Here is a 25,765-nt window from a genome sequence, read left to right on the forward strand (position 1 = left end):
GTCCGGAAAAGCCTGTCGTTCAGCCGCAAGCAGGCCCATCTGGAGATGCTCGTGTGGCTCTTCATCCACCGCTACAACGCCTCATTACCATGACCCCACGACCGTGCCTGTGCCGGGGGCCGCGCCCGTGCGCGTCACGCGATTCGGGTCGCCAGCCACAGGGCGAGCGGCGCGAGCAGCAGGGCAGGCAGCAGGCTCCCCACCCGCACGCGGCGGTCCTCCATGCCCAGGCCCGCCAGCATCAGGTTCACCGAGATGCCCAGGATCGTCAGGCCGCCCGCGCCCGTCACGAGCAGCACGTACGGGTTGCCGTTCAGCACGGCCGGGTCCGCGCCGTGCAGCAGCACGCCCGCCAGTCCGCCCGACGCGAGCGCGATGCCGCCCTGCACGACCAGGACCGTCACGGCACTGAACCCCACCCCGATCCCGTACACGCCCGCCAGTGCCAGCGCCGAGATGCCGTCCAGCACGCTCTTGAGCACGAAACTGCTGCTGTCCCCCGTCAGGCCGTTCTGAATGCCGCCCACCACCGTGAGCGGCCCGATGCAGAACAGCAGGCTCGCCGCCACGAATCCCTCCGTGAACCGCCCGCCCCCCCGGAACCGCCTGCGGAGCACGTCCCCCAGCCCGGACAGCCGGTCCTCCACCCGCAGCGCCTCACCCAGCACCGCGCCCGCCGCGAGCGCCACCAGCGCCAGGATCACGCCCGGCACGTGCCCGCCCGCCACCCGCCCGAGCGACGACGCCATGCCGAGCCCGATGTACAGCGTCACGAGACTCAGGGTCTGCAGCAGCGTCCGCTGCGTGCGTTCCGGCAGTCGCCCACCCAGCAGCAGGCCCGCCCCGGAGCCGAGCAGCACGGCGGCCACGTTGATGAAGGTGCCGGAAAGCTGGGTCAGGAGGGGCAGACTGGTCACCGGGGAAGTGTAGAGTCTCGGGCGTTCCACCACTCCAGATGAACGTCGAGGCTCGTCAGCCACGCCTCCAGGTCGTTGCCGTAGGTGAACAGGCCGTTCACCACGCGGGCCGCACTCCGCAGGGCGCGCCGCTGCTCTTCGGGTGTCAGGTGGCCTTCCAGCACGGCCTCCGCGTACTCGTCCTCGTCCACCAGCACCGGTACGCCGTCCGGCTGGACGATCACGTCGAGGTACAGGTCGCGCACGGTCCAGACGGTCCCTGCCGCCTGCACGCTCGCCATGTCGAGGTACGCGCGCGAGTGCGGCGGGTGTCCGGGCCGGGGCGTGAAGTGCGTCACCACGAGGTCCAGGTCCGGCAGGACGTGCACCTCCTGCGCGGCCAGGGTCGGGTGGCCCGGCATGGGCCGCTGGACGTGCAGGCCGTGCGCGGTGCGTTCGGCCCGCGCGACGGGGTACGTGTTTAGGCCCGTGATGACGTGCGTCATGGCCGTCAGGTCGAAGGTGCTGATCTTGGGCGCGTGCATCTACAGCCGTCCCAGCCGTTCGGTCAGCAGGGCGTAGAAGCCGTCCGCGTCCACCGTCATGGCGACGTTCGCGTTCGGGGCGTGCCCGGAGAGGTTCCACACGTCGCAGTTCGTGCGGCCGGTGCTGGGGCCGCCGCTCGTGTCCACGTCCACCCACATGGCCTGCGTGCCGAACAGGTGCGGCGCGATCAGGTACGCGCTCGTCAGCGGGTCGTGCAGCGGGCCGCCGTTCCAGCCGTACCGGTCCCGGTGGTGCTCCGCGAAGAACTCCAGCAGGCCCGCCACCACCTCACCGACCGCGCTCGCCCCCTCGCGCCGCGACAGGGCACGGATCGGCGCGATGCGTTCCGGCGTCGCGACCGCCTGATGCGTGGCGTTCAGGCCGAACATCGTGACGGGCACGCCGCTCGAAAAGACGATCTGCGCGGCGTGCGGGTCGCACAGCGCGTTGAACTCGGCGGCGGGCGTCCAGTTGCCGACGTCCACGCTGCCGCCCATCCACACGACCTCCCGCACGAGCGGCACGATGTCCGGCGCGAGCCGGAACGCGAGCGCCACGTTCGTGAGCGGCCCGGTCGGCAGGAGCGTCACCTCGCCCGGCCGCGCCCGCACCGCAGCGATCATGAAGAGCGCCGCGTGCAGGTCTTCCGCCTGCCGGGTGGGGGAGGGCAGCAGCGGCCCGTCCAGCCCGGACTGCCCGTGCACGCTCTCGGCACTCAGGCGCGGCACGAGCAGCGGCCGGTCCGCGCCCGCGTACACCGGCGTGCCCGCACCGACGAGTTCCAGCGTCGTGAGCGCGTTGCGGGTGGTGCGCTCCAGCCCCACGTTCCCGAACGTGGTCGTCACGCCCAGCACCTCCAGTTCAGGCGAGGCGTGCGCCAGCAGGATGTTCACGGCGTCGTCGTGGCCGGGGTCTCCGTCGAGGATCACGGGGCGGGCAGCACTCACAGTCATGCCGCCAGTGTAGTGAAGGTCCGCCTCGCGGGAGGGGGGTTTTGACAGTGCCCGGAACGCGTGCTACTATCCATGCCGCTGAGAGCGCAGCCCACGCGGCCCGCCCGGCGGAAAGCCCACCCGTTCCCGGTACAGACTCGTAGCTCAGGGGTAGAGCACTACATTGACACTGTAGGGGTCAGGAGTTCAAATCTCCTCGAGTCTACCACACTAACTCCCTCTCAGAGGGAGTTTTTTCATTCCTGGCTGCCGGGCGCGATACCTGGCGCACGCTGCTGTCATGTCGGCCCGTACACTGGGGGAGTCTCGCCGTCGTCCCGACGTGCCCGTTCTTCTCCCGCGTCCTCCTGTAGAGACGGTCCGCCCGTCGCCGGAACGTTGTCCCGGCCCTGCCGTACTGCGTTCCGGCCCGCCCGAGAGTCGAGTGTGTGGGAGTCGTGCATGAAACAACTGTCGCTGGGCCTCCTGGCCCTGATGTCCACCTGCGCTCAGCGGCCCGCGCCGCCCGTGCCGGTCAGTGTGCCGCAGGGCACGTCCGTGTCGTCTGCCGCGCTGGTCGGCAGTTACGCCGTGCAGAGCCGCGTCCCGAATTTCACGCAGCCGGTGTACGACCGCCTGCGGTACACGCCCAGGGCCTCCACCCTGCGCGGGTACGAGGGCTGGGACGTGCTGCGCGACGAGCAGCCGCTCACGGCGGGTGCGCCGGGCCGCTCCTCCGTGCTGGAGGTCCGGCTGAACCGTCCGGCGCGGGCCGCCGTGATCGTGCGGACCGCGCGCCCGCCCCGCTGGGCGCGTGACTGGAAGGTCGGGACGCCCGTCGTGCTGGACGGGGAGGCGTACCTGACGTACGTGCGGGACGTGCCCGCCGGGTGGTTGCGCGTGGACGCCAGTGCCGACCCGCAGTCCGGACCCGGCCGCTCTCCCTGGCTGCTGCTGGCCGAGGCGGGCGGAATGCCGTCGCCCGCCCCGCGCGTCCCGCCGGGCCGGACGCTGCCCGCCCCGAACGCACCTTGCCCCGGGTGGGTGCACGACGCGTACCGCGCGACCGGCCCGGACGGGAAGACGTACCCGACGTGGCACCCGCAGATCGACCCGGTGTACTGGTGCACCTTCGGGCACGAGCATGGCAGCCAGCCGCCTGCCGGGGTCACGCCGCTGTATGGGTATGTGGCGGCGCGGCACGGCATGACGGAACCGCACGCGGGTTTCAAGACGTACACCGTGCAGTCGGGCGAGGACCGCTGGACCTTCACGCAGCATTTCGGGACGTCCGGCGTGGGGCGGGCCTGCACGCGCTTCCATTCGGTGGATGTGGCGTTCACGCGGCGCGGCGTGCTGAAGGCCGACCTGCACTTCATGGGAGATTTCGGGAACGGCGTGGCCGTCGTGCGTGGCGACACGACCGTCCCCATCAGCAGCTGCCCGCCGCAGGACCGCCTGGCCCGGTCCACGCTCGGCCCGGACGGCCAGCTCCTCACGACCGGCACGCGCGCCCTGCTGCTGCACCCGAACGAGGGGTACGAACCGTGGCGGGTGAGTGCCGAGCGGCTGGCGCTGGGCCTGAGCCTGCAAGGCCTGACCTTCGACACGGGCGATCCCCGAACGCAGTGCGCGGAAGCGTCGTGCCGGACGCTGGTCGTCCGTCAGGAGGCGTGGGGCGTGGATCACCGCCTGACGTTCAACCGGCCGCCCGTGCTGCGCGCGACGCGTGAGGCGAGCGGCGTGTTCTGGACCGATCCGACAGGCGAGACGCTGGTGTCCGCGCAGAGCCCCGGTGCGACCCGTCAGTTCCTGGCGCCCGGCACGGACGTGACCGGCCCGAGCGGCACGTGCTGGACGCCGGACGCCTGGGCGGGCCTGATGGCGTGCGGCGGCACGGTCCTCGCACCGTCCAAGGTGCTGGAGGACAGCATCGCGCCGGACGGCGGGAACTGATCCGGTTCTGCTCCGAGTTCCGCGTGCCCGGCACGCTGGTCAGGGCTCTGCGGGCTGCGTGCCGGGCAGTGCGGGCGGAACGGTGAGGGTGCTGAGGGCGAGGCCGCCGAGCGCGGCCATGACGCACGCGCCCGTCCAGAGTTCCAGGCTCGCGCCGCGGTCGGCAGCGGTGAGCGCGAGGTACGGCACCCAGACCGCGAGGGGCAGCAGGGCCGCGAACGTGCGGTACGCGGCCCTGCGGGTGGGGGAGGGGCGCAGGGCGCGCAGCAGCACGTCGGCGGTCAGGCCCGCGCCGAGCATCACGAGGAGGGGGGCGGCGTCTTCGGTCAGGCCGACCGTCATGCCGCGCATGAGGACGGTGTTCACCGTGAACATCAGGGTGACGGTCCCGAACGGCAGGTCCCAGCGCAGCAGGAGCAGCAGGACGGGCGCCGTGAGGATCAGGGACGTGAGGAGGGTGGACGCCACGAAGGACCGCGCGCCGTCGAAGCTGCTGGCGGCGGGGAGGTTCACGAGCGTCCACGCGTACATGTGCATGAACGACGTGAACGACAGGGCCGCCGTCGCGCTGAGCACGGCGGGCCACACGCGGGCGCCCGGCATGGTGCGGCCGCCCGCGTGGCGCCAGCACGACACGAGGGGCGACACGACCAGCAGTTGCGCGCCGAGGAACAGCAGCAGGTGCGTGGGCGACAGGAGGGCGTCGATGCCGACCTCGATGCCGAACAGGGTGTGCCATGTCATGTCGCCCAGCCCGCCGAGCGCGAACACGACGACGCCTGCCGCGCCGAGCCCGTACCCGTCCGGGAACACCTGCACGCCCCGGTGCCCGCGCCGCAGGCCGAGCCGTCCGAGCCACGCGGTCCACACGGCCACGGCGAGGAAGCCGCTGTAGAACACGGCGTGCCACGGCGTGAAGAACGTCTCCAGGCGTTCTCCGAGGTGGTTGTGCGCCCAGCCGTCCACGAAGATGCCCGTCATGAGCCAGAAGCCCAGCAGCAGCGTGACGAGGTTCTGGGCGGGCGTGGCCTGCCAGCGGGCGGTGGGGGGCGTGGACAGGGCGGGGCGGGCGTGTCCGGTCGGCTGGGTGGTCATGCGGTCCTCCTGCGGGGGTGTGCTTCACCGTACACCCGGGGCCGGGCACCTGCGCCTGAGGCCCGGGCGCTCAGGTGGCGGTGGGCGCGTGCAGGGGCGTGGCCGTCAGGGCGGGCGGCGGGGTGGGGAGGCGCGTCTCCTGGCGGGGCGTCACGAAGAAGAAACTCAGGGCGAGCAGCAGGTACACCGCGATCAGCAGCACGCCCTCGAACCACGTGGCCTCGCCGTCCTTCGTCACGGTCGTCACGATGAGGGCCACGGCCACGATCGCGACGAGTTCCAGCGGACTGCCGAACACGAGGTTCATGGGTTTGCCGATCACGTACGAGATGATCACGAGGAGCGGCGCCGTGAAGAGGGCCACCTGGATGGTCGCGCCGACCGCGATGTTGATGGCGAGGCCGATCTTGCCCTGCCGCGCGAAGTAACTGCCCGCGATGTACTCCGCGAAGTTGCCGACGACGGCCAGCACGATGATCCCCAGGAAGAAGGGGCTGAGGCCCAGCGCTGCGCTGCTCGCTTCCAGCGCGCCGGACAGCATCTCGGACTCCAGCGCGATGAGGGCCGTGGCGCCCACGAGGACGCTGGCGGCCTTCCAGACGGGCCACAGTTCGCCCTCGTGCGGTTCGTCCTCCAGCGCGAACACGTCCTTGTGCGTCACGAGGGTGTACACGAGGTTCAGGGCGTACACGAGGATCAGGACGATGGCGACGCCCAGGCTGAGTGCCTCGTCAAGGTTGTCGCGCGCGGCGGCGCTGCCCGCCTCGAAGCCGGGGAGGCGTTCGGTCAGGTCGAACAGGGCAGGCAGCAGCAGGGCCACCACCACGAGGAACAGCATGGAGTTCAGCTGCCCGGCGTTCGCGCCGCTGAACTTCTGCCGGGCGCGGCCGAAACTGCCGATGAGGATGGCGAGGCCCAGCCCGAGCAGGGCGTTGCCGATGATGCTGCCGGTGATCTGCGCCTTGACGACCGTGACGTTCCCGCCGAGCAGCACGAAGATCGCGATGATGAGTTCCGCGAGGTTCCCGAACGTGACGTTCAGCAGGCCACCGATGGTCTGCCCGGCGCGGGCCGCGACCTGTTCCGTCGCCTTGCGCAGCCAGTCGGCGAGCGGGATGATGGCGATGGTGGCGGCCGCGAACACCCACAGTGGCGGGGCGTGCAGCACGTATTCCAGCAGCAGGCTGACCGGAATGAAGGCGAGCAGGAAGTTCATGTCCATGAGATTACGGTAAAAGACGCTCAGGAATCTCAGCGGCGGGCCTGGAAACGTTGAGCTGACCCTCAGGTGGGCCGCGGCGGGCCGCGCGGGGAGGGCGCGGTGCGGGGCGCTCCGTATACTCGGGGCAGCTGTGCGTCCTGCCCCGGTCCCCCGTTTTCCCTTCCTCCTGGAGGCGACATGACCCGAACGTTCCCCGCCCTGCACCTGCTGCCCCTTCCGCTGCTGGCCGCACTCGCCCTGCTGCCCGGCAACACCGCGCACGCGCAGACCGCCGCGCCGCCCATGAAGGTCACCACCCGCACCTGCGGCGCGTACACGGTCCGCCTCGCGCAGAACGGCTTCGACGACCCGCCGGACCGTGCGGCGGTCCTGCAGGGGGACCGGGTGGTCGCGTCCGTGCAGGACACGGCGGTCGAGGTGCAGTTCTGCCGCGACGTGACGGGCGACGGCGTGCCCGAACTCATGCTGATGGGGTACAGCGGCGGCGCGCACTGCTGCAGCACGCACACCCTGTACGCGCTGACGCGCCCGCCCCGGCAGCTGATGTCGGTGTTCAGCGCCGACACGCCGGAACTCGTGCCGCGTCAGCTGGACGGGCGCGGCCCGCTGGAACTGCTGGGGCTCGACTGGCGGTTCGCGTACGCGTACGACCTGAGCTTCGCGGGCAGTCCGGCCCTGCCGCGCGTGTACTCGTACCTGCAGGGCCACTACGTGGACAACACCCGCGCCTTTCCCGGCGTCGCGCTGGGCCGCACGCGGCGCGGCACGGACATCGCGCCTGGCGAGGCGCTCAACGATTACGCGACGCTGCTCGTGTTCGGCCGCGCCGGGCAGGCCGACACGTACCTGCAGGGCCTGCCGGACACGTACCGGGCGTGGCTGTCGAACTACGCGCCGGACATCCGGCAGAACCTCTCCGATTTCGGACTGCAGGACTGGCCCGTCCGGGCGGGCCTGCCCGCAGGTCAGGACCGGATCGGCGTGGGCGGCGCGTTCAGCGCGCCCCTGACCACCGAGTACCTCGCGCTCGTGCAGGACGAGCAGGGCAGCGCCTCCCTGCGCCTGTACCGGCCCCAGGGTGCGGGCATCACGGCAGGACCGGCCCTGCTGCGCATTCCGTTCACCTCGGATTATGGGGACGGGTCCGTTCCGAACGTCCTGCCGGTCTTCACGGTGCGCCGCGCGGACGGCCGGGACGACGCCGTACTCCGGGACGCCCGCAGCGGCAGCGTCACGTACCGCGTGTGGCGCGTGAACGCCACGTCGGCCGTGGACCGGCAGGACGACGCGCTCGTCGTCGCGACGCGCCTCATGGCGGACCTGTCGTCCCTGGCCGGGCACGTGGCCGCCACGTACTCCGGCACGCCGCGCACGGCCACGCAGCGGGCCGAGGCGCAGCGCCGCGTGCAGGTCGCGCTCGCCCGCGCGGAACGCTGGCGGGTTGGCGGCCCGCAGGACCTCCCGCTGGAGCGCCTGGGCGCCTTCACGGTGGACGCCGTGTGGATGCCGGAAGACACCGGCAGTTCGGCCCGCGTGCTCGCCACGGTGGACGCCGGGACCGTGGCCGCCGACCAGAAGGACGAGTACGTCGCCAGTGAGCGCCGCACCCTGACCGTCAACCTGTCCCGCGGCGAGGACGGCTGGCAGGTGAGCGACTGGACCCTGGCCCCCCGCGAGGGTTCCGCCCCGGACGGCGGCTGACGCCCGCACGGGCGCGCGATCATGGACGGCATGAGCGCCGCCCCCACCACGCCTGCCGCCCCGGACGGGCGTGGCGTGGTGCGGCGCATCGTGCACGTGGATATGGACGCCTTCTACGCGTCGGTGGAGGTCCGTGACCGGCCCGAACTGCGCGGCCTGCCGGTCGCCGTCGCGCACGACAGCCGGCGCGGCGTGGTCCTCACCGCCAGTTACGAGGCCCGCACCTATGGGGTGCGGAGCGCCATGCCGACCCGCATGGCGCAGGCCCGCTGCCCGCACCTGATCCTCGTCCCGCCGCGCATGGACGTGTACCGGCAGGTGTCGGAGCGCATCCGGGCGGTGTTCGCGCGCTACACGGACCTCGTCGAGCCGCTTTCGCTGGACGAGGCGTACCTGGACGTGACCGACCCGCGCGAGGGTCCACGCTCCGGCACGCTGATCGCGCGAGCCGTGAAGGCCGACATCCTGCGCGAGACGGGCCTCACGGCGAGCGCGGGCGTGAGCCACACGAAATTCCTCGCCAAGGTCGCGTCGGACCTGCACAAACCGGACGGGCTGACCGTGATCCGGCCCGAGGAGGCGCAGGCCGTGATCGACGCGCTGCCCATCGCCGCCTTTCACGGGGTGGGTCCGGCGACGGCGCGCCGTATGGCGGAGCACGGCATCCGGACGGGCGCGGACCTGCGCGCCCAGACGCTCGCGGACCTGCGCGCGTGGTTCGGCGCGCACGGCGAGCACTACCACCGCGTGAGTCGCGGGGTGGACGAGCGGCCCGTCGCGCCCGACCGGGAACGCAAGTCGGTGGGCGTGGAACGCACCTTCGAGACGGACCTGCGCACCCTGTCGGAGGTGCGCGCCGCGCTGCCCGCACTGGCGGCGGCGCTGGCCGTGCGGGCCGCACGCGCCGGGTACGCCGGGCGCAGCGTCGTGCTGAAACTGAAGTTCGCGGACCACAGCGTCGTCACGCGCCGCACGGGCGGCGCACCCCCCGCGCCGGACGCCGCGCAGTTCGAGGCGCTCGGCGCGGCGCTGCTCACACCGCAGCTCCTGGCGGGCCGCCGCGTGCGGCTGGTGGGCCTCAGCGTGACGGGACACGTGCCGGACACCCGGACGGAACCGCTCCAGCCACGCCTGTTCCCGCTGCCCTGAGGACGCGCCTCAGAGGTGGCGTTTCAGGGAATGAGGGCGGTGCAGGTGCCGCCCAGCTCGTCCCAGAGCGTGAAGGCCGCCCGCGCGCCCGGCGCGACGATCCCTTCGTCGTGCCAGCCTGCCGCGAGGGCCGGGCCGCGCGTGAAGGCGCGCAGCACGTCCTGCACGTCCAGCGCCTCGTGCGGCGCGAGCGGCAGGCCGTCGTCCGACAGGCGCGTCATGGCCGCCCGGAAGCCCGCCTGCACGTCCGGCGGCGCGACCGGCGCGTCCGACCCGAAGGCCAGCAGCGCGCCCGCGGCCTGCAGTGACCGGAACGCGTAACTCGCGCCTTCCAGGTGCGGGAGCAGCGCGCGGATCATGCTGCCGTCCGCCTGCAGGTGGATCGGCTGCGCGCTCACCGTCAGGCCCGCGAAGCGCGGCACGTCCTCGGGGCGCAGGTGCTGCGCGTGCTCCACCCGCAGGCGCAGGCCGCGCCGGGCCGCGAGGTCGCGCAGGTCGTCGTAGGCGTTCAGGACCTCGGTGTTCGCGCGGTCCCCGATGGCGTGCGTGACCGGTACGAAGCCCAGGTCGAGCGCCGCACGGCCCCGCTCGCGGATCACGTCCGGCGAGTCGAGCGCGATGCCGGTCCCGCTGCCGTCCGCGAAGCCCGGCCGGTGCAGCCACGCGGTCCGGCTGCCCAGCGCGCCGTCCGCGAAGAACTTCACGCCTCCGAACTCGAACATCCCGCCCGAGCCGGGCCCCACGCCCAGGTCCCGCGCGAGGTGCAGCCGGTCGTGCGGCAGGCACGCCCACACGCGCAGCGGCAGCTCGCCGCGTGCCGCGAGGGCCGCCAGGGCGCGCGGCGCTTCCGGCCCCTCGAAGGCCATGGTGTGTGCCGACACGTACCCGCGCGCCGCGAGGTCCTGCGCGCCCGCCCGCGCCGCGTCCAGTGTCTGCGCGTCCGTCGGGGCGGGCAGCACGGCCGTCAGCAGGTCGCAGGCGTTCTCCAGCAGGATGCCGGTCGGCGTGCCGTCCGGACCGCGCACGATCTGCCCGCCGTCCGGGTCGGGCGTGCCCGCGTGGATGTTCGCGCGCCGCAGCGCTTCCGCGTTCGCCCAGGCGAGGTGCAGGTCCCGCGAGTACAGCAGCACCGGGTGGCGCGGCGCGGCGTCGTCCAGCAGGCCGCCCGGCGGGAAGTCGGTCAGGCCCAGCTCGCTGAGCAGGAACCCGCCGCCCTGCACCCAGCTGCCCTCGGGGAGCGCGGCGGCCCGCTCCTGCACGAGCCGCTGCACCTGCGCGACGCTGCTCACGCCGTGCAGCGGCAGCTGCGACAGCGAGAACCCGTACCCCACCAGGTGAATGTGCGCGTCCGCGAGGCCCGGCGTGAGCGTCAGGTCGCGGTGGTCGAGAACGCGGGCGCCCGGTGCGAGGGCGCGCACCTCCTCGCGCGTGCCGGTGGCGAGGACGCGTCCCGCCCCGACCAGCACCGCCTGCACCTCCGGGCGGTCGGGGTCGAGCGTCAGGGTGCGGGCCAGGATCACGGTCAGGTCAGGAGCAGCCATGCCTTCAGGCTAGAGCATCCGCGCGGGGGGCGGGCGAGTGCGTGCGGCACGCGTTCCCGTCACGTGGCGCGTTCCGTTCCCTGACGCGCGCGCTCTACACTGCCCGCATGCTCGACGCCCTGATCTTCGATTTCGACGGCACCATCCTGGACACCGAGACGCTGGAATTCCGACGCTGGGAGGGCCTGTACCGTCGGCACGGCCGGACGCTGGACCTGCGTGACTGGCAGACGGGGGTCGGCACCTGGGACGCCTTCGACCCGTGGCTGGGCCTGCCGGACGACGTGCAGGCCCGCCGCGAGGAGGTGCACGCCGAACTGCTCGCCGACCTGCACGACGACATCCGGGGAACGGACGTGCGGGCAGGCGTGCGCGACGTGTTCGTGCAGGCGCGCCGGGCGGGGCTGCGGCTCGCGCTGTGCACGAGCAGCTCGCACAGCTGGGTGGACCCGTGGCTCGCGCATCACGGCCTGGAGGGCGTGTTCGAGGTGATGGCGACGCGGGACGACGTGGCGCGCGTCAAGCCGGACCCGGAACTGTACCTGCTGGCCTGCGAGCGGCTCGGCCTGCGTCAGGACCGCTGCCTGGCCGTCGAGGACTCCCTGAACGGCGCGACGGCGGCCGCCGCGGCCGGACTGCGCGTGCTGGTCGTCCCGAACGACGTGACGGCCACCCAGGCGTTCCTGCCGGAGTGGGGGAGGGTGGACGGCTTCGAGGGCGGCCTGCAGGCCATGCTGCGCGCGGCAGGCGTCACGCTCCCCTGAGCCGTGCCGGGAGGCGGGTGGCCGCGGCCTGCGTCACTTGCGGCGCTTGAAGGGGTTCCAGCTGCGCTTCTCGGGCTCCTGCGCGGGGCGGGCGGGGGCGGGCGATGGGGTGGGTGCGGCGGGCGCCGCCGGTCCGTGCCGTCCGACGCTGGCGCGTGTGACCGGCGTGACGGGCGCGGCAGGCGCGTCCGTTCCTTCATTCAGTGCGCCCTGGTCGTCCGGCTGGCCGAGGCTGTGCAGCAGGCCCCGGCGCAGCTGGACGCTGTCCGGCCGGTCGGCGGGGCGTTTCGCGAGTGCCATGTCGAGCAGCCGCGCGAGGTTCTTCGGGAGGCCCTCCACGTTCAGCGGGGCCGGGAAGTGCATCAGGTGCGACATCATCAGCGCCTCGTACGTCTCGGCGCGGTGCGGGCGCTCGCCGGTCAGCAGTTCGTACGCGAGCACCCCGAAGCTGTACACGTCGCTGGGCGGGCCGGTCATCTCGCCCTGGTACACCTCGGGCGCCATGTAGAAGGGGCTGCCGGACACCTGACCTCCCTGCGCCTGGAAGTACGTGCTCCCGAAGTCCCCCAGCGCCGCGCGGTACACGCCGGGCAGGCCGGTGCCTTCCAGGTACACGTTCTGCGTCTTGACGTCCTGATGCACCGCGTCGGAGGCGTGCAGGTACGCCATGCCGGACGCCACGTCCGCCAGGATCTGCAGCGCGGCCGTCAGGGACAGCGTCTCGGACGCGAGGTAACGGGCGAGCGTTCCGTCCGGGTAGTGGTGCATGGCGAGGTGACTGTCCGGCCCGAACGGCGTGCCCTCCAGGCCCTGCACGAGGTGCGGGTGCCGGAACTGCAGCGTGAGGCGCACCTCGTTCGCGAAGCGTTCGGCGGCCGCCTGGTCCGCCAGGGTGTCCGGCAGCGGGAGCTTCAGGGCGACGCGCGTTCCGGCCCGCACGGCGCGGACCGTGCCGGGCCCGTCCACGCCGGTCTTTTCCGCCAGGTACACGCGGGACGTGTTGCCGCGCCCCAGGCCGCGCACCAGGCGGTACCCGTTCATGACCGCCTCGTTGGGGGTGGGGTCGGACCCGCTCTGTGCCATAGGTCCGCAGTCTAGCCCATGCCTGCCGGAGCGGCCCCTGCATCTGCCCGGACGGGGAAGGTCGGCAGGGGGGCGCGGATGCGTGGCGGGCGTCTTGTATTACACTGTCTGTGAATGCACAAGCCGACCATCCAGGATGTCGCCCGGCGGGCGGGCGTAGGTGTCGGTACGGTCTCCCGTGTCCTGAACAACCACGCGGCCGTGCGCGCCAGTACCCGCGAGTCGGTGCTGGGCGCCATCGCCGAACTGAACTACACGCCCAACCCGCACGCCCGCCGCATCGCGGGCGGCAAGTCGTACACCATCAGCGTGCTGCTGCCCGTCGTCACCACCGAGTTCTACGTGCGCCTGCTGGACGGCCTGGAGCACGCCTTCCAGGAGGCGCGGTACGACGTGGCGATCTTCCCGCTGCTGGACCGGTCCCGGCTCGAACGGTACCTGGGGAGTCACACGCTGGCGTACCAGGCGGACGGACTGGTGATGGCGACGTACAACCTGACGCAGATGTTCCAGCAGGGCACGAACATCCGGCCGTACAGCGGCCCGACCGTGCTGGTGGACGCGTTCGCGGAGGGTGTGGACTGCGCGTACATGGACAACGTCCTGGGCGGGCGCGTGGCGGGCGAGTACGCCTCGCAGCTGGGCGGGCAGCTGTACGCGGTGTGGGTGGAGACGGAACTCGATCAGCTGTTCACCACGCGCGTCTTCGACGACCGCCGCAGCGGCTTCATGGAGGCGGTCGAGCAGGCGGGGCAGACGGTGCGCGGCGAGTACACGAGCAGCTTCGACTCCCTGAACGCCCGGATGGTGGCGGTGCAGCTCCTCGACGAGGCGGTGCTGCCCGCGACGGTGTTCGCGTCGGCGGACCTGCTGGCGGGCGCGCTGCTGGACGAGGCGCAGGCGCGTGGCCTGCAGCTGGGCCGGGACCTGCGCGTGATCGGCTTCGACGATCAGCCGTGGGCGCAGGGGCGGGGCCTGACGACGCTGCACCAGCCGGTCGAGGCGATGGGGTACGAGGCGGCGCAGCTGCTGCTGACGCGCCTGTCGGGGCACGAGGGGCCGCCGCGCGCGCGCCGCTTCGAGCCGAGGCTGGTCGTGAGGTCCAGCAGCCAGTAGCGGCCGGGTGCCGGGCATTCACCAGCAGGACTTGAGGGATTTGCAGTCCGGGCTACTGCACAGGGTATTGGTGTCTTGTGTACACTGGGTTCAGAAGTCGTGCGGCTCCGGGTGATCCGGAGTGGAGTTTCGCGGTCTGCCGTGCCCAAGCGCTCACTTGTGAAAGCCTTCACACCGTCGTCCGGACCTCGAAGCCTACACACGCCCGTCGACCCGTCTAGGAGAATTGCCATGAAAACCCTGATCCTCGGTGCTGGTTATGCCGGCCTTGCTGTTGCCACCAAACTCAAGCCCACCCCCGGCCTCGACGTCACCATGCTGGAACGCAACCCCTACCACACCTTCGAGACCCGCCTGCACGAGGCCGCCGCGCACAACACCAAGGTCACGCTGCCCCTCGCGCCGCTCCTCAAGGGCACCGGCGTCCAGATGGAGAACCTGACCGTCGAAGCCGTCGACCTCGACAAGAAGGAAGTCACCACCAAGGAAGGCAAGACCTTCACGTACGACACCCTCGTGGTGGGCCTCGGCTCCGTCACGAACTTCTACCGCATCCCCGGCCTCGCCGAGAACGCCACCGAACTCAAGGAACTCAAGGACGCCGACGAGATCTTCGCCTTCGTCAACCGCGCCTTCGACGCCGCGTACACCGGCAGCCGCGACATCGTGGTCGGCGGTGCGGGCCTCACGGGCGTGGAACTCGTGACGGAACTCGCGCAGCGCAACGAACTGCTCAGCAAGGAGCGCGGCCTGCCGCCCTTCTCCATCTACCTCGTCGAGGCCGGCCCCAAGATCCTCCCCGTCCTCGACGACGCCCTGCGCGGCAAGGCCCAGGCGACCCTCGACAGCTACGGCATCCAGACGCTCATCGGGCACCGCATCACGCAGGCCACCGAGAGCACCGTCACCGTGCAGACCGCCGACGGCCAGAGCCGCGAACTGCAGGCCGGCAAGATCATCTGGACGGGCGGCATTCAGGCGCGCGACATCGTCAAGGGCGAACGCCTCCAGAAGGGCCCCGGCAACCGCATCGTGGTGGACGCCACCCTGCGCGTCCCTGAGTACCCTGAGGTCTTCGTGGTCGGCGACATGGGCCTGGGCCTCAACCAGGACGGCAAGCCCGTCCCCACCACCGCGCAGCACGCGGGCCAGCAGGGCCGCCTGACCGGCAAGAACCTCATCCGCCTCGCGACCGGCGAGGAACTCAAGCCCTACGAACCCAACACCCTCGGCGAGTTCGTGTCGCTCGGCGGCCTGATGGCCGTCGGCTGGATGAAACTCCCCTGGAACCAGAAGCTCGCCATGACGGGCGGCCTCGCCCACGTCATGAAGCGCGCCTCCGAGTGGCGCTGGCGCAGCAGCATCAGCTGACCCCCAGCACCGCAGGCACAGGCAGGCCGCCCGGGAATCACCGGGCGGCCTGCACTTGCCAGCACCCTACCCGAATGCCCAGCGCGGCCACCCCCCCCACCACTCCCGGTGAGGGGAGGGGGCGGCGTGCGCTACCATTCACGGTATGCTGCGCGGCGACCTCACCGAATTTGCGTTCCCGGCCATGCTCCAGATGCTCCTCAACGGCGGCCGCACCGGCCACCTCCGCATCCAGGGACAGGTGGACGGCGACCTGTGGCTCGACCAGGGCGAACTCGTGTACGCCCGCGCCCTGAACCGCCAGGGTCCCGAGGCGCTCACCGTCCTCGGCTGCGTGCAGAGCGGTGAACTGCTGTTCGAGGCCGGACAGACTGCCACCGAACGCAACCTCACGGCAGGCCGGGACGCCGTCCTGAGACAGCTGCTCGTCGACGAGTCCACCTGGAAACCCCTGCTGGAGGCCTTCCCCGACTGGACGCAGTGGCTGCGCTTCACGCCCCGCTGGACGGAACAGCAGCCGGTCAACCGCTACCAGTACCGCGCCCTGATGCTGGTGGGCCGCATGAGCGTGCGCGACATGGTGCAGCAGAGCGACCTGGGCGCCCGGCAGGTCCTCGCGCTGCTGTACCCTTTCCGGCAGGCGGGCCTGATCGAACCGGTCCCCGCCCCGCCGCCCCGCACCGACACCGCCCCCGCCCCGCAGCGCCGAGGCGTCACCGAGTAACACGGTTTCGGGCTGAACTCCAGGAATTCAGCCGAGCGGAGCAGCAAGTACACAGCTGGGAACGGTCATCACCAGATGGAATGAGCGCGGCCCGCACCGAATTCGGTGCGGGCCGCGCTCGTTCCGGTCGCCCCCGGCTGGGGGCGTGACCGGGTTTACTTGTTGCCGGGCGTGCTGGGCGTCTTGGTGTCGGGGGTGGTGCTGTTCGGGGTGGTGCCGGGTGTGGTGGACGTGCCGGGCGTGCTGGGCGTGGCGGCGGGTTTCTCGGCCGCGACACGCTTCGTCTGGTCGGCCAGCACCTGCGTCAGCAGGTCCTGCGTCTTGACGGTCTTCAGCTGCGCCTTCAGGTACGCGTTCGACGCCTCCTGCTTCTTCTGCGTGAGCAGCGTGTCGCTGATGGTGGAGCGCACCTCGTCGAGCGGCTTGACGCTGGCCTTCACGAGGTCCGTCACGTATGCCAGCGAGAACTTGCCGCCGTTGTCCACCACGTCGCTCAGGCTGCCCTCACCGGCCGCCTGCAGGCGACCCTCGGCGAACACGGCCTTGTCGAGCGGGTCGCTGAGCTTCTTGTCGCCCTCGGTCACGTCGCCGCGCTCGGACACGGTCGCGCCCGCCTTGCTGGCCAGCGCCGTGAAATCGCCGCTCCTGAAGTCCTGACGGAACGCGAGCGCCTGCTGCTTGTCCTTGAAGACGGCCTCGGTGACGGTCGCCTTGGCGTTCGTCTGGAACTGCTTCTGGTTCGCGGCGTAGTACGCGGCCACGTCGGCGTCCGTCACCTTGACGTCCTTCGCGCCGTACGCGGTCAGGCCGGACAGCAGTTCGGCGCGGCTGCCGACCAGCGCGAGGTTCTGCTGCTTCACGATGACGGGCGCGGCGTACTGGCTGATGAGCTGCTGCACGATGCCGGGCTTCAGGTAGCTGTTCACGAGCGGCGCGGCCTGATCGGCGGGCGCCTGCTGCAGCAGCGCACTGAACTGCTGGTTGCCGACCACGCCGGACACCACCTCGGCGTAGGGGATCTTGGTGCCGTCCACGACGGCCACGGTGGGGTTGCTGTACTTCCAGGTGCTGTCGACCACTTCGACTTTGGCGGCGCGCTTCAGGCCGTCGATCCACTGTTCGAGCGCCTGGTTCTTCAGTTCGGTGGTGACGGCGTCCGTCACGGCGCTCTTCGCTTCCGCGAAGCTCTTGGTGGCGGCCGGGAGGTACTTCTCGACCTTGACGATGTAGAACTTCCCGCCGCTCGTGACGACGTCCGTGAGGCCGCCCTTCGTGAGCGCGAAGGCGGCCGCGCCGACCTCGGTGGGCAGCGCCACCTGCGCGACGGCGCGCGGCGCGCCGTTCTCGACCGGGCCGAGCGCCCCGCCGCGTTCCTTGTTCTCGAGGCTGTTCGCGGTGGCGAGGGCCGCGAAGTCGCTGCCACCCTTGAGCTGCGCGAGCAGCGCGTCGGCCCTGGCCTTGGTGGCGACCACGATCTCGCGGCCCACGATACGAGCGTCGTTCTGGAAGGCCTGCGGGTTCAGCTGGTAGTACAGCTGCAGCTGCGCGTCCGTGGGTTTCGGCGCGGCGTCCTGTATGGCCTTCGCTTTCGCCTGGATGGCGAGCGAGCTGCGGACGTACTCGCGGTACGAGGAGTCGCTGAAGCCCGCCGTGCGAAGCGCGTCCGTCCAGGCCTTGTTGTCCGTCAGGTTGTTGCCCTGGCGGGTCTTGGTGACCTGTTCGTTCACGGCGGAACGCTCGATCTTCTGGTCCTTGGCCGCTTCCTTCAGGACCGCCTGGTTGATCTGCTGGTCCACGATCAGCGTCTTGAAGTCGTCACCGAGCACGCCGGTGGTGGCCTGACCGAGCACCGGGTTCTGCGTGCGGACGCTCTCCAGCTGCTGCGTGGTGACGGTCACGTCGTTGACCTTCAGGGCGGTGGTGCCCTGATTGCCGCTGTTCAGGTTGCTGAGTGCGGGCAGGAAGTTGAACAGCAGTCCTGCGACGACCGCGAGGGCGAAAAGCCCTAGCAGGACGCGAGTGGCGAGCTTCTTATTCACTTGAATTCCTCCAATTTGCGTGCTAGGTTACCTGAGCTTTGCGCTCGTAGCTCAGTTGGATAGAGCGTTAGCCTCCGAAGCTAAAGGCCACAGGTTCAAGTCCTGTCGGGCGCACCAGATGAACTCCACGACCCTGCCCCCAGAGGCGGGGTCGTGCTGTATGGCCCGGTGCTGGACGGCCTGGCCGCGGGGTGCGGCGCGCGGCCACGGAGAGTGAACGACACGGACGGGCGACTTGGCACGCGGGGAAGTCTAGCACGCCCAAAAACGCTCACATGAAGAAAGCGTAAGGTGTGAAAAGTCGCGTTCTGGCGCGCGTTTCGCGTCTCCCCGCACGCCCGTTTCGCGTCAGGTGCCGCACCGCCTGCACTCGCCTCGCCCCAGACCTTCTCACAATCGCTCGCGGGTGCCCGTGTCAGCCTGGGGCAATGAGCATCTTCACTCAGTTGACCCACCTTCCCGGCAGTTACCAGGGGCCGGACCGTACGCTGGAAGGCCCCTTCGGGCTCCTCGGCCTGGGCGAGGCCAGTCTCGCCGCGCGCCTTTGCGAGGACTTCGCGCAGGCCACCCTGACGCGCAGCGGCACGCAGCTTGTCCTGAACAGCCCCGAGACGCAGGCGGCGGCCGACGACTTCGCCGCGCTGGCCGAGGTGAGCGGCGTGAACGTGGTGCGTGCCGGGCAGGGCGAGGGCCGCCGCTTCGACCTCGACCGCCTCGGGTACCTCGCGCCGGGCGGCGTGCTCGGCACGTACCACCTCGCGCAGTACGTGGCGTACGCGACCGGCCACGCGGACGAGGCCCGGCAGGCCGAGGCGCTCATCACGGCCCTGCGGGACCGCTGCGTGCCGGAGATCGAGGAAGGCAATCCCGCGCGTGAGCTCGCGTGGAGTCTGTGGGGCCGCGCGCCGCTGCTGCTCGCGCCGGTGGGGGAGGGCGCGCTGATCGAGGTGTGGCAGGGCCTGCTCGCCCGGATCGGCAAGGTGCTGAGCGTGCCGGTGGAGCACGAACCGCTGTACACCGTGACGGGCGCGTTCGAGGCGCGGCACGAGCGCGGCGACGGTCGCCTCGCGCTGATCCTGGGCGACGAGGATCACGAGATGTCCCTGTGCCGCGAGGTGCTGGAGACGCGGATCGACGAGGTGACGCTCGTGCCGTTCCCGGAAGGGTCGAGCGGGTACGCGGGCGCGCTCGCCATGTGGTACTTCGCGGCGTGGACGGCCGCGTACCTCGCGGAGCGCGAGGGCGTGAGCCCCGAGGACAGCCCCGCGCTCGTGCAGGTGCTCGCCACGCTGGTGACCGGCACGCTGGTGACCGGCACGCCCGGCGAGGACCTCAACTGACCCGGATTCAGGGCAGGCGGTGACGCGGCGGCCCGCCGGCCGGGTCGCCGTGCGGGGCGGGCTGTGTCAGGAGGGGCTGCCGGGCAGCACGGCGACGCGGTAGATCATGAAGGTGCAGCCCCACATGAAGAACGTCACCAGTGGCAGCAGGCGCAGGCCGACCTTGGGGCTGACGAGTTTGCTCTGGATGATCACCTCGATGATGTACAGGCTGATGACGGTGAGGCCCGCGTACATCCAGTGCTCGAAGTTGCGTTTGGGGTCGGGCGCGTAGCCGTACTTCGTGGTGGCTTCTCCGGCGGCGGCGACGGCACTGGCGACCTTGTGGCCGCCCAGCGCGAGGATGACGCCGGTGACGGCGGGCAGCAGCGTCAGCACCCAGGTGAGGCGCAGCCACCAGATCATGGGGCGGCCCACCCTCAGGCGGATGGCGGGGCCGATGCTCCACACGAAGAGCACGAGTGCGGCGATGGCGAGCGGGGTGGGGATCACGAGGGCGAAGGGGGTCGCCACCTGCCAGTTGTGAAGCCAGAGGAGGAATGCCATGACTCAGCCTACCGTGAGGGGTGGCGGGGGTGCAGGGACCGGCCGGAAGTGCGTGTGAGGCGTGGCTCGGGCAACGTAGAACCGGCCTCCCCGATTACGCACGAAGCATATTTATCTTGACCCGTTCTGAGCCGGGTGATATACTCAAGCATTGCAGGTGAGCGCACCCAGCGCCCATTTTTTACGAATCAAGAGGGTCGTCCGGCACCACCCATCGGCGCACGGACCACGGACGGGCACCCCCCGCCCCGGCCCACCGGACGACCCCCCGCAGCAAGGAGCAACGTGACCCAACCAGCAGATACCCTGACCCCCACCGCCAGCGAACCCGACACCCAGGGCACCACCGTCCAGGGCGAGTACAACGCCAGCAGCATCAGCGTCCTGAAGGGCCTCGAAGCGGTCCGTAAACGCCCCGGCATGTACGTGCAGGGCGGCACCGGCATCGACGGCTACCACCAGCTCATGACCGAGATCATCGACAACGCCATCGACGAGGGCCTCGGCGGCTTCGCGCACGAAGTGACCGTCACCATGCACGAGGGCGGCGCCGCCACCATCACCGACGACGGACGCGGCATTCCCGTCGACATGATGGCGAGCGAAGGACGCCCCGCCATCGAGGTGATCTTCACCGAACTGCACGCGGGCGGCAAGTTCGGCGGCGGCGCCTACAAGGTCGCCGGCGGCCTGCACGGCGTGGGCAGCAGCGTCGTGAACGCCCTCTCCACGTACCTCGACGTGACCGTCAACAAGGGCGGCGAACTGCACCACATCCGCTTCGAGCGCGGCGACCTTACCGTGCCGCTCGAAGTGACCGGCCCCACGCCTGCCGACGTGACCTGGGCCACGCGCGTCAGCTTCCTGCCGGACGCCACCGTCTTCACCGAGTTCGCCAACCAGTTCGACTACGACCGCATCCGCCGCCGCCTGCGCGAACTGAGCTACCTGACCGGCCTGAAGATCATCCTGACCGACGAACGCAAGGAACTGCACGGCGGCGAGGTGCGCCGCGAGGTGTTCCACGAGCAGGGCGGCATCGCCAACTTCGCGCGCGCCCTCGTCACGGACGACACCAAACTGCTGTACGACCAGCCGATCACCATGCGCGGCAGCCACAGCGGCGTGGACGTCGAAGTCAGCTTCATTCACGCCAACACGTACAGCGCCGACAACATCCTCACGTACGCCAACATGATCCGCACCCGCGACGGCGGCACGCCCCTGACCGGCTTCAAGACCGCGTACACCCGCATCCTCAACAAGTACGCGCAGAACAAGAACATGATCAAGGCCGGCAACCCCGTCCCCAGCGGCGAGGACCTGCTCGAAGGCATCTACTGCGTCGTGAGCGTCAAGCTCGGCGAACCGCAGTTCGAATCGCAGGCCAAAGTCAAGCTGCTCAACAGCGAGGCGCAGACGGCCGTGAACGCCGTGGTCGGCGAGAAGTTCGCCGAATTCCTCGAAGAGAACCCCAAGGTCGGCAAGATCATCGTCGAGAAGGCCGCCGAGGCCGCCCGCGCCCGCGAGGCCGCCCGCAAGGCGCGCGACATCATCCGCCGCAGCAACCCCCTCGAGAACGACGACCTGCCCGGCAAGCTCGCCGACTGCTCGTCGCAGGACCCCTCCGAGAGCGAACTGTTCATCGTGGAAGGGAACTCCGCAGGCGGCAGCGCCAAGGGCGGCCGCGAACGCCGCTTCCAGGCGATCCTCCCGCTGCGCGGCAAGATCCTGAACGTCGAGAAGGCCGAACTGAACAAGATCCTCAAGAACGCCGAGATCCGCAGCCTGATCGGCGCGATCGGGGCGGGCGTCGAAGGCACCGGCGACAACATGCACTTCGACCTCTCCAACCTCCGCTACCACAAGATCGTGATCATGACGGACGCCGACATGGACGGCGGCCACATCACCACGCTCCTCCTCACGTTCTTCTACCGCTACATGCGTCCCGTGGTCGAGCAGGGCCACCTGTACATCGCGCAGCCGCCCCTGTACCGCATCATGGTGGGCCGCGAGAAGAAAGGCGTGTACCTGTACGACGAGGAACAGCTCAAGATTCACGTCGCGCGCGCCAACCGCGAAGGCAAGAAGTACGAGATCCAGCGCTTCAAGGGACTCGGCGAGATGAACGCCGAGCAGCTGTGGGAGACGACCATGGACCCCGAGAAGCGCGTGCTGAAGCACGTCGGCATCGAGGATCTCATCGACGCCAACAATGTCTTCGATGCCCTGATGGGCGTCGAGGTCGGCCCGCGCAAACTGTTCATCCAGGAGAACGCCCGCTACGCCGAGATCTCGGTGTAACCCGCGACCCTGTCCTTCAGGAGGCCCACCTGTCACGGTGGGCCTCCTGCCTTATGGGACCAGACCGGGCTGAACGCCTGGAGTTCAGCCGGGCGGAACCTGAAGCTGCCGCCCGGCCGCGAGGACCGGGAAAACCGTTCGGGGGAGACGAAATGAATGCCGGTGTCAGCTCCGGCCTTCCCGCAGCCGGGTCAATCCCGTGCGGCGCGGCGGGTACACTGGCCGCGTGAGCGGCGCGAAGACGACCGGGCAGGACGAGGCGCGTGAGGGCGCGCCAGCAGGGTCGCCCCCGTCGCCGCGCATTCGTCGCGTGCCGGTGTGGGCGGTGGTGCTGCTGAACGTGCTGCTGCCCGGCAGCGGGCAGTCGCTGCTGGGCCGCGCGGACCGGCACCTGCTGACGCTGGCGTTGACGCTGCTGGACTGGTGGGCGGCGTGGGCCGTCACCATGCACGTCAGCGTGACGGGCCTGGCGGAGCGTACCCCGGCGCTCGCGGCGGCGCTGGTGCTGCTGGCGGCCCTGCTGGTGCTGGCCTCGTACGCGCTGCTGACCGTGACGGCCCTGCGGGCCTCACCCTCCCGGCGGGGTGTGCCCGTGTGGCGGCGCGCGTGGCCCGCGCTGCTGCATGCCTGCGCGTTCGGCTGGCTGCTGACGCAGTACCCGCCCTGGCTGCCCGCCTGAACGTGGCCTGCCTGAACCTGTACCGCCTCAGGCCAGCAGGGACGCGACCGCCTGTGCGAACACTTCCGTGTGCCGGTCCACGTCCGCCTGCGTGTGGTGCGGACTGAGGAGTGCCATGTTGTGGAACGGCGTCATCAGGACGCCCCGGTTCAGCAGGAACAGGTGCAGGTACGCGTCCAGCAGCGGCTGACCCGCGGCGGCCGCCTCGCGCCCGTTGCGGGGGGCGGGGCAGAACCAGTACTCGGCGCGGCAGCCGAGCACCTGCACCGTCCACGGCAGGCCATGCCGGTCGATCACGCCCTGCACGCCGTCCGCCCACGCGCGCGCCAGCGGGACGGCCCGTGCGAAGTCCTCGTCGCGCAGGGCGCTGGACAGTGTGGCGCGCATGGCGGCGAGCGCCAGCGCACTTCCGGTGAGCGTCCCGCCGATGCCGCTCACGTCCACGTCCACTCCCGTCAGGAACGGCGCGAGCCGCCCGGCGATGTCGTCCGTCATGCCGTACGCGGCGGTCGGCATGCCGCCCCCGAGCGGTTTGCCGATCACGAAGAAGTCCGGCTGCAGGCCCCACTCGCGCGTCGCGCCGCCCGGCCCGGCGCAGATGGTGTGCGTCTCGTCCAGGATCAGGAACGCGCCGTAGCGGTCGCACAGGTCCCGCAGTCCTGCCAGGAAGCCCTCGTCCGGCAGCACGATCCCGATGTTCGTCAGGGCCGGTTCCGTCAGGACGGCCGCCACGTCCCCGTGCCGCAGGGCGTCCTCCACGCCCCTCAGGTCGTTGAACTGTGCGACGCGGCTCAGCTCGGACGGGTGCGCGCCCCACCCGAGATTGCCGGGACGGGGGAGGACCTCGCCGTGCTCGCCCTGCATCACGAGTGCTTCCTCCACCGTCCCGTGGTAACAGTAGTCGAACACCAGAATCCTGCGTTTCCCGCTCAGCTGCCGCGCGAGACGGATCACGAACCGGTTCGCGTCGGTGGCCGTCATGGCCAGCTGCCATTTCGGCAGCCCGAAGCGCCGCGCGAGTTCGCCCGCCACCCACGCCGCGTCCGGGCTGGGGAGCATGGTCGTGATGCCGCGCAGCGCCTGCGCGTGCAGCGCCTCCGCCACCTGCGGGAGCGCGTGCCCGGTCATGGCGCCCGTGTCGCCCAGGCACAGGTCCAGGTACGAGAGGCCGTCCACGTCCCGGAAGTGCGCGCCGCTCGCCTCCTGCAGGAACAGCGGGAACGGTCCCGGCCAGCGCGTCATCCATGCCATCGGCACGCCCGACAGCAGGTGCGTGCGCGCCTCGCGGGCGAGTGCGGCGGAGCGGGGGTGCAGGTCCACGAAACGCGCCTCTTCCTGCGCGAGCAGGGAGACGAGCCGGTCATCCGTCACGGTCTGGGGCATGTCACAGCATACCGGGAGGACCGTGTGCGGGCGGACGGAACCCGGATCAGGTGGAAGGCTCCACCTGCAGGGACGCGAGCGCCGCGCGCAGCGGGCCCGGGAGCGGCACGGGGCGGCGCGTGCCGCGGTCCACATACACGTGCACGAAGTGCCCCTGCGCGCACGGCTCGTCCTGCCCCGCCCGGAACACCCCGAGCCGGTAGCGGACGCTGCTGTTCCCCAGGCGCTCCACCGCCACGCCGACCGTCAGCGCGTCGGGGAAACTCAGGGACGAGAAGTACTGACAGCCCGTCTCGACCACCAGCCCGATCACGTCGCCGCGCTCCGGGTCCAGCGGGCCCTCGCGGATCAGGAACGCGTTCACGGCCGTGTCGAAGTACGCGTAGTACGTGACGTTGTTGACGTGCCCGTACACGTCGTTGTCGCTCCAGCGGGTCTGCAGGGCGTGCGTGTACGGGTAGTCGCCCAGGGGACGGCGGGTCGCGGTCATGCGTTCAGGGTAGCCCACGTCCGGCTGGACGACAGGCGAGCGGCCGCCCCACCCGGGAGCGGCCGCTCTGCGCGCCTGCGGCGTTCAGCCGGGGATGCGGATCTTCTGGCCCACCTGAATCAGGTCGGGGTTGGAGATGTTGTTGTAGTGCGCGATGTCGCGGTACTTGCTGGCGTCACCGAAGTACTTCTGCGCGATGGTGCTCAGGTTGTCGCCCGCCTTGACGGTGTACACGGTGTCGCCGCCCGCGTCCTTCTCCTTGGTGAGTTCCTTCGCGCCGCCCGTGACCTTCAGTCCGCTGGCGTCCACGGCCTGCACGCCGTCCACGCTGCGCGCGAGCTGCGCGGCGAGGTGCAGTTCGTGCTCGCTGTCCACCGCGCCCTGCAGGATGATGCTGCTGCCGCTCTGCAGCACGTCGATGGGGTCGTCCTTCAGTTCGCCGTTCGCCTTGATGGCGTTCCAGACGCCCTTGGCGATGCGGCTGTGCTCCTCCATCGCCTTCTGCACGATGTCGTCGCCCTGCGCGTCGTCGTACGACCCGGAGGTGGGGGCGCTCGCCTGCACGGGCGTGCCCGTCTCGACGCTCGCGGTCGGGGCGGCAGGCGCAGGGGCAGCCGCCGGGGCGGTCTGCTGCGGCACGAGGCCGCTCACGTCGACGTTCTTCACGCCGTCGATGCCGCCTGCCACGACCCGTACCAGCCCGCCGTACTTGTCGTTGGGGACCTGACCGGTCACGAAGGCCGTGCCGTTCTCCACCCGGACATCCAGGTTGAGGGGGGCCAGCAGGGCTTGAGCTTTGAACGCATCCTTGATGCGGTCAACCGTCGACTTTCCAAAAGGCCACATGGGTTCATGCTGACAGAAGGAGCGTGACGCCGCTCACGG

The 25,765-nt window shown here is 70.7% G+C and carries 22 protein-coding genes and 2 tRNA genes; 12 read left to right on the forward strand and 12 right to left on the reverse strand.

Features of this window, described 5'->3' with window-relative positions:
- Window positions 1–134 precede the first annotated feature (134 nt).
- Genes IEY33_RS13505 through IEY33_RS13515 form a run of 3 tightly spaced genes read right to left on the reverse strand, consistent with a single transcriptional unit; the run spans window position 135 to window position 2,395 of the window.
- Entirely contained in the window at window positions 135–908 is a 774-nt protein-coding gene (locus tag IEY33_RS13505) for a DUF554 family protein (RefSeq protein ID WP_188963926.1), read from the reverse strand.
- A gap of 5 nt (window positions 909–913) precedes the next feature.
- Complete coding sequence (locus tag IEY33_RS13510) at window positions 914–1,441, reverse strand: DUF402 domain-containing protein (RefSeq protein WP_188963817.1); 528 nt, start codon at window positions 1,439–1,441, stop codon at window positions 914–916.
- Window positions 1,442–2,395 carry a nucleoside hydrolase gene (locus tag IEY33_RS13515; protein ID WP_188963818.1) on the reverse strand — a complete coding sequence of 318 codons (954 nt, stop codon included), beginning with the start codon at window positions 2,393–2,395 and terminating at the stop codon, window positions 1,442–1,444. It lies immediately after the preceding gene.
- Between the two features lie 133 nt (window positions 2,396–2,528).
- Here IEY33_RS13515 and IEY33_RS13520 point away from each other — a divergent pair.
- Together IEY33_RS13520 and IEY33_RS13525 are read left to right on the forward strand one after the other, a co-directional pair.
- Window positions 2,529–2,603, forward strand: a tRNA-Val gene (locus IEY33_RS13520).
- A 233-nt stretch (window positions 2,604–2,836) separates the two neighbouring features.
- Window positions 2,837–4,330 (forward strand): hypothetical protein, encoded by a 1,494-nt coding sequence (locus tag IEY33_RS13525; protein WP_188963819.1) that lies wholly within the window; start codon window positions 2,837–2,839, stop codon window positions 4,328–4,330.
- Window positions 4,331–4,369: 39 nt separating this feature from the next.
- Here the strand turns inward: IEY33_RS13525 and IEY33_RS13530 are convergent, their stop codons facing one another.
- Together IEY33_RS13530 and cax are read right to left on the reverse strand one after the other, a co-directional pair.
- On the reverse strand, window positions 4,370–5,425 hold the full coding sequence (locus tag IEY33_RS13530; RefSeq protein ID WP_188963820.1) for a hypothetical protein: 1,056 nt from the start codon (window positions 5,423–5,425) through the stop codon (window positions 4,370–4,372).
- Between the two features lie 70 nt (window positions 5,426–5,495).
- The gene (gene cax / locus IEY33_RS13535) at window positions 5,496–6,647 is read right to left on the reverse strand and encodes a calcium/proton exchanger (RefSeq protein WP_188963821.1); all 1,152 of its coding nucleotides are present in this window, start codon (window positions 6,645–6,647) and stop codon (window positions 5,496–5,498) included.
- Between the two features lie 177 nt (window positions 6,648–6,824).
- Here cax and IEY33_RS13540 point away from each other — a divergent pair, with 177 nt between their 5' ends.
- Window positions 6,825–8,348, forward strand: coding sequence for a hypothetical protein (locus IEY33_RS13540; RefSeq protein ID WP_188963822.1), 1,524 nt, complete (start codon window positions 6,825–6,827; stop codon window positions 8,346–8,348).
- 30 nt (window positions 8,349–8,378) lie between these two features.
- On the forward strand, window positions 8,379–9,497 hold the full coding sequence (gene dinB, locus IEY33_RS13545; RefSeq protein ID WP_188963823.1) for a DNA polymerase IV: 1,119 nt from the start codon (window positions 8,379–8,381) through the stop codon (window positions 9,495–9,497).
- A 23-nt stretch (window positions 9,498–9,520) separates the two neighbouring features.
- Here the strand turns inward: dinB and IEY33_RS13550 are convergent, their stop codons facing one another.
- Window positions 9,521–11,038 (reverse strand): amidohydrolase, encoded by a 1,518-nt coding sequence (locus IEY33_RS13550; protein ID WP_188963824.1) that lies wholly within the window; start codon window positions 11,036–11,038, stop codon window positions 9,521–9,523.
- Between the two features lie 107 nt (window positions 11,039–11,145).
- Between IEY33_RS13550 and IEY33_RS13555 the strand changes: the two genes are divergently transcribed.
- Window positions 11,146–11,802, forward strand: a complete 657-nt coding sequence (locus IEY33_RS13555; RefSeq protein WP_188963825.1) for an HAD family hydrolase — start codon at window positions 11,146–11,148, stop codon at window positions 11,800–11,802.
- A 33-nt stretch (window positions 11,803–11,835) separates the two neighbouring features.
- Here IEY33_RS13555 and IEY33_RS13560 read toward each other — a convergent pair whose 3' ends face one another.
- A complete protein-coding gene (locus IEY33_RS13560) occupies window positions 11,836–12,885 on the reverse strand; it encodes a serine/threonine-protein kinase (protein WP_188963826.1) in 1,050 nt (349 codons plus the stop codon).
- 114 nt (window positions 12,886–12,999) lie between these two features.
- Between IEY33_RS13560 and IEY33_RS13565 the strand changes: the two genes are divergently transcribed.
- From IEY33_RS13565 to IEY33_RS13575, 3 genes are all read left to right on the forward strand, one after another.
- Complete coding sequence (locus IEY33_RS13565; protein ID WP_188963827.1) at window positions 13,000–14,001, forward strand: LacI family DNA-binding transcriptional regulator; 1,002 nt, start codon at window positions 13,000–13,002, stop codon at window positions 13,999–14,001.
- 231 nt (window positions 14,002–14,232) lie between these two features.
- Complete coding sequence (locus IEY33_RS13570) at window positions 14,233–15,372, forward strand: NAD(P)/FAD-dependent oxidoreductase (protein WP_188963828.1); 1,140 nt, start codon at window positions 14,233–14,235, stop codon at window positions 15,370–15,372.
- 145 nt (window positions 15,373–15,517) lie between these two features.
- Window positions 15,518–16,096 carry a DUF4388 domain-containing protein gene (locus tag IEY33_RS13575; protein ID WP_188963829.1) on the forward strand — a complete coding sequence of 193 codons (579 nt, stop codon included), beginning with the start codon at window positions 15,518–15,520 and terminating at the stop codon, window positions 16,094–16,096.
- 155 nt (window positions 16,097–16,251) lie between these two features.
- Here the strand turns inward: IEY33_RS13575 and IEY33_RS13580 are convergent, their stop codons facing one another.
- Window positions 16,252–18,135: a peptidylprolyl isomerase gene (locus IEY33_RS13580; protein ID WP_188963830.1), complete on the reverse strand. Its 1,884-nt coding sequence runs from the start codon at window positions 18,133–18,135 to the stop codon at window positions 16,252–16,254.
- A 40-nt stretch (window positions 18,136–18,175) separates the two neighbouring features.
- Between IEY33_RS13580 and IEY33_RS13585 the strand changes: the two genes are divergently transcribed.
- Both IEY33_RS13585 and IEY33_RS13590 read left to right on the forward strand, forming a co-directional pair.
- Window positions 18,176–18,252: transfer RNA gene (locus IEY33_RS13585), tRNA-Arg, on the forward strand.
- Between the two features lie 311 nt (window positions 18,253–18,563).
- A complete protein-coding gene (locus IEY33_RS13590; protein WP_188963831.1) occupies window positions 18,564–19,475 on the forward strand; it encodes an SIS domain-containing protein in 912 nt (303 codons plus the stop codon).
- Window positions 19,476–19,541: 66 nt separating this feature from the next.
- Here IEY33_RS13590 and IEY33_RS13595 read toward each other — a convergent pair whose 3' ends face one another.
- Window positions 19,542–20,021, reverse strand: coding sequence for a hypothetical protein (locus tag IEY33_RS13595; protein ID WP_188963832.1), 480 nt, complete (start codon window positions 20,019–20,021; stop codon window positions 19,542–19,544).
- A 306-nt stretch (window positions 20,022–20,327) separates the two neighbouring features.
- Here IEY33_RS13595 and IEY33_RS13600 point away from each other — a divergent pair, with 306 nt between their 5' ends.
- Together IEY33_RS13600 and IEY33_RS13605 are read left to right on the forward strand one after the other, a co-directional pair.
- Complete coding sequence (locus tag IEY33_RS13600; protein WP_188963927.1) at window positions 20,328–22,328, forward strand: DNA gyrase subunit B; 2,001 nt, start codon at window positions 20,328–20,330, stop codon at window positions 22,326–22,328.
- Between the two features lie 226 nt (window positions 22,329–22,554).
- Window positions 22,555–23,007 (forward strand): hypothetical protein, encoded by a 453-nt coding sequence (locus IEY33_RS13605; protein ID WP_188963833.1) that lies wholly within the window; start codon window positions 22,555–22,557, stop codon window positions 23,005–23,007.
- A 27-nt stretch (window positions 23,008–23,034) separates the two neighbouring features.
- Here the strand turns inward: IEY33_RS13605 and IEY33_RS13610 are convergent, their stop codons facing one another.
- The 3 genes from IEY33_RS13610 to IEY33_RS13620 all read right to left on the reverse strand — a co-directional run bounded on the left by IEY33_RS13610 (window position 23,035) and on the right by IEY33_RS13620 (window position 25,726).
- Window positions 23,035–24,390 carry a transaminase gene (locus tag IEY33_RS13610; RefSeq protein WP_188963834.1) on the reverse strand — a complete coding sequence of 452 codons (1,356 nt, stop codon included), beginning with the start codon at window positions 24,388–24,390 and terminating at the stop codon, window positions 23,035–23,037.
- Between the two features lie 46 nt (window positions 24,391–24,436).
- Entirely contained in the window at window positions 24,437–24,880 is a 444-nt protein-coding gene (locus tag IEY33_RS13615; protein WP_188963835.1) for an acyl-CoA thioesterase, read from the reverse strand.
- Between the two features lie 84 nt (window positions 24,881–24,964).
- On the reverse strand, window positions 24,965–25,726 hold the full coding sequence (locus tag IEY33_RS13620; protein ID WP_188963836.1) for a BON domain-containing protein: 762 nt from the start codon (window positions 25,724–25,726) through the stop codon (window positions 24,965–24,967).
- Between the last annotated feature and the right edge of the window lie 39 nt (window positions 25,727–25,765).

Origin of the sequence: Deinococcus aquiradiocola, from assembly GCF_014646915.1 — a bacterium.
Lineage (GTDB): Bacteria > Deinococcota > Deinococci > Deinococcales > Deinococcaceae > Deinococcus > Deinococcus aquiradiocola.

Excerpts from the sequence above, each read along its gene's own strand:
- IEY33_RS13510 (WP_188963817.1), bottom strand. The coding sequence starts at position 1,441 with ATGCACGCGCCCAAGATCAGCACCTTCGACCTGACGGCCATGACGCAC.
- IEY33_RS13515 (WP_188963818.1), bottom strand. The coding sequence starts at position 2,395 with ATGACTGTGAGTGCTGCCCGCCCCGTGATCCTCGACGGAGACCCCGGC.
- IEY33_RS13525 (WP_188963819.1), top strand. The coding sequence starts at position 2,837 with ATGAAACAACTGTCGCTGGGCCTCCTGGCCCTGATGTCCACCTGCGCT.
- IEY33_RS13530 (WP_188963820.1), bottom strand. The coding sequence starts at position 5,425 with ATGACCACCCAGCCGACCGGACACGCCCGCCCCGCCCTGTCCACGCCC.
- cax (WP_188963821.1), bottom strand. The coding sequence starts at position 6,647 with ATGGACATGAACTTCCTGCTCGCCTTCATTCCGGTCAGCCTGCTGCTG.
- IEY33_RS13540 (WP_188963822.1), top strand. The coding sequence starts at position 6,825 with ATGACCCGAACGTTCCCCGCCCTGCACCTGCTGCCCCTTCCGCTGCTG.
- dinB (WP_188963823.1), top strand. The coding sequence starts at position 8,379 with ATGAGCGCCGCCCCCACCACGCCTGCCGCCCCGGACGGGCGTGGCGTG.
- IEY33_RS13550 (WP_188963824.1), bottom strand. The coding sequence starts at position 11,038 with ATGGCTGCTCCTGACCTGACCGTGATCCTGGCCCGCACCCTGACGCTC.
- IEY33_RS13555 (WP_188963825.1), top strand. The coding sequence starts at position 11,146 with ATGCTCGACGCCCTGATCTTCGATTTCGACGGCACCATCCTGGACACC.
- IEY33_RS13560 (WP_188963826.1), bottom strand. The coding sequence starts at position 12,885 with ATGGCACAGAGCGGGTCCGACCCCACCCCCAACGAGGCGGTCATGAAC.
- IEY33_RS13565 (WP_188963827.1), top strand. The coding sequence starts at position 13,000 with ATGCACAAGCCGACCATCCAGGATGTCGCCCGGCGGGCGGGCGTAGGT.
- IEY33_RS13570 (WP_188963828.1), top strand. The coding sequence starts at position 14,233 with ATGAAAACCCTGATCCTCGGTGCTGGTTATGCCGGCCTTGCTGTTGCC.
- IEY33_RS13575 (WP_188963829.1), top strand. The coding sequence starts at position 15,518 with ATGCTGCGCGGCGACCTCACCGAATTTGCGTTCCCGGCCATGCTCCAG.
- IEY33_RS13590 (WP_188963831.1), top strand. The coding sequence starts at position 18,564 with ATGAGCATCTTCACTCAGTTGACCCACCTTCCCGGCAGTTACCAGGGG.
- IEY33_RS13595 (WP_188963832.1), bottom strand. The coding sequence starts at position 20,021 with ATGGCATTCCTCCTCTGGCTTCACAACTGGCAGGTGGCGACCCCCTTC.
- IEY33_RS13610 (WP_188963834.1), bottom strand. The coding sequence starts at position 24,390 with ATGCCCCAGACCGTGACGGATGACCGGCTCGTCTCCCTGCTCGCGCAG.
- IEY33_RS13615 (WP_188963835.1), bottom strand. The coding sequence starts at position 24,880 with ATGACCGCGACCCGCCGTCCCCTGGGCGACTACCCGTACACGCACGCC.
- IEY33_RS13620 (WP_188963836.1), bottom strand. The coding sequence starts at position 25,726 with ATGTGGCCTTTTGGAAAGTCGACGGTTGACCGCATCAAGGATGCGTTC.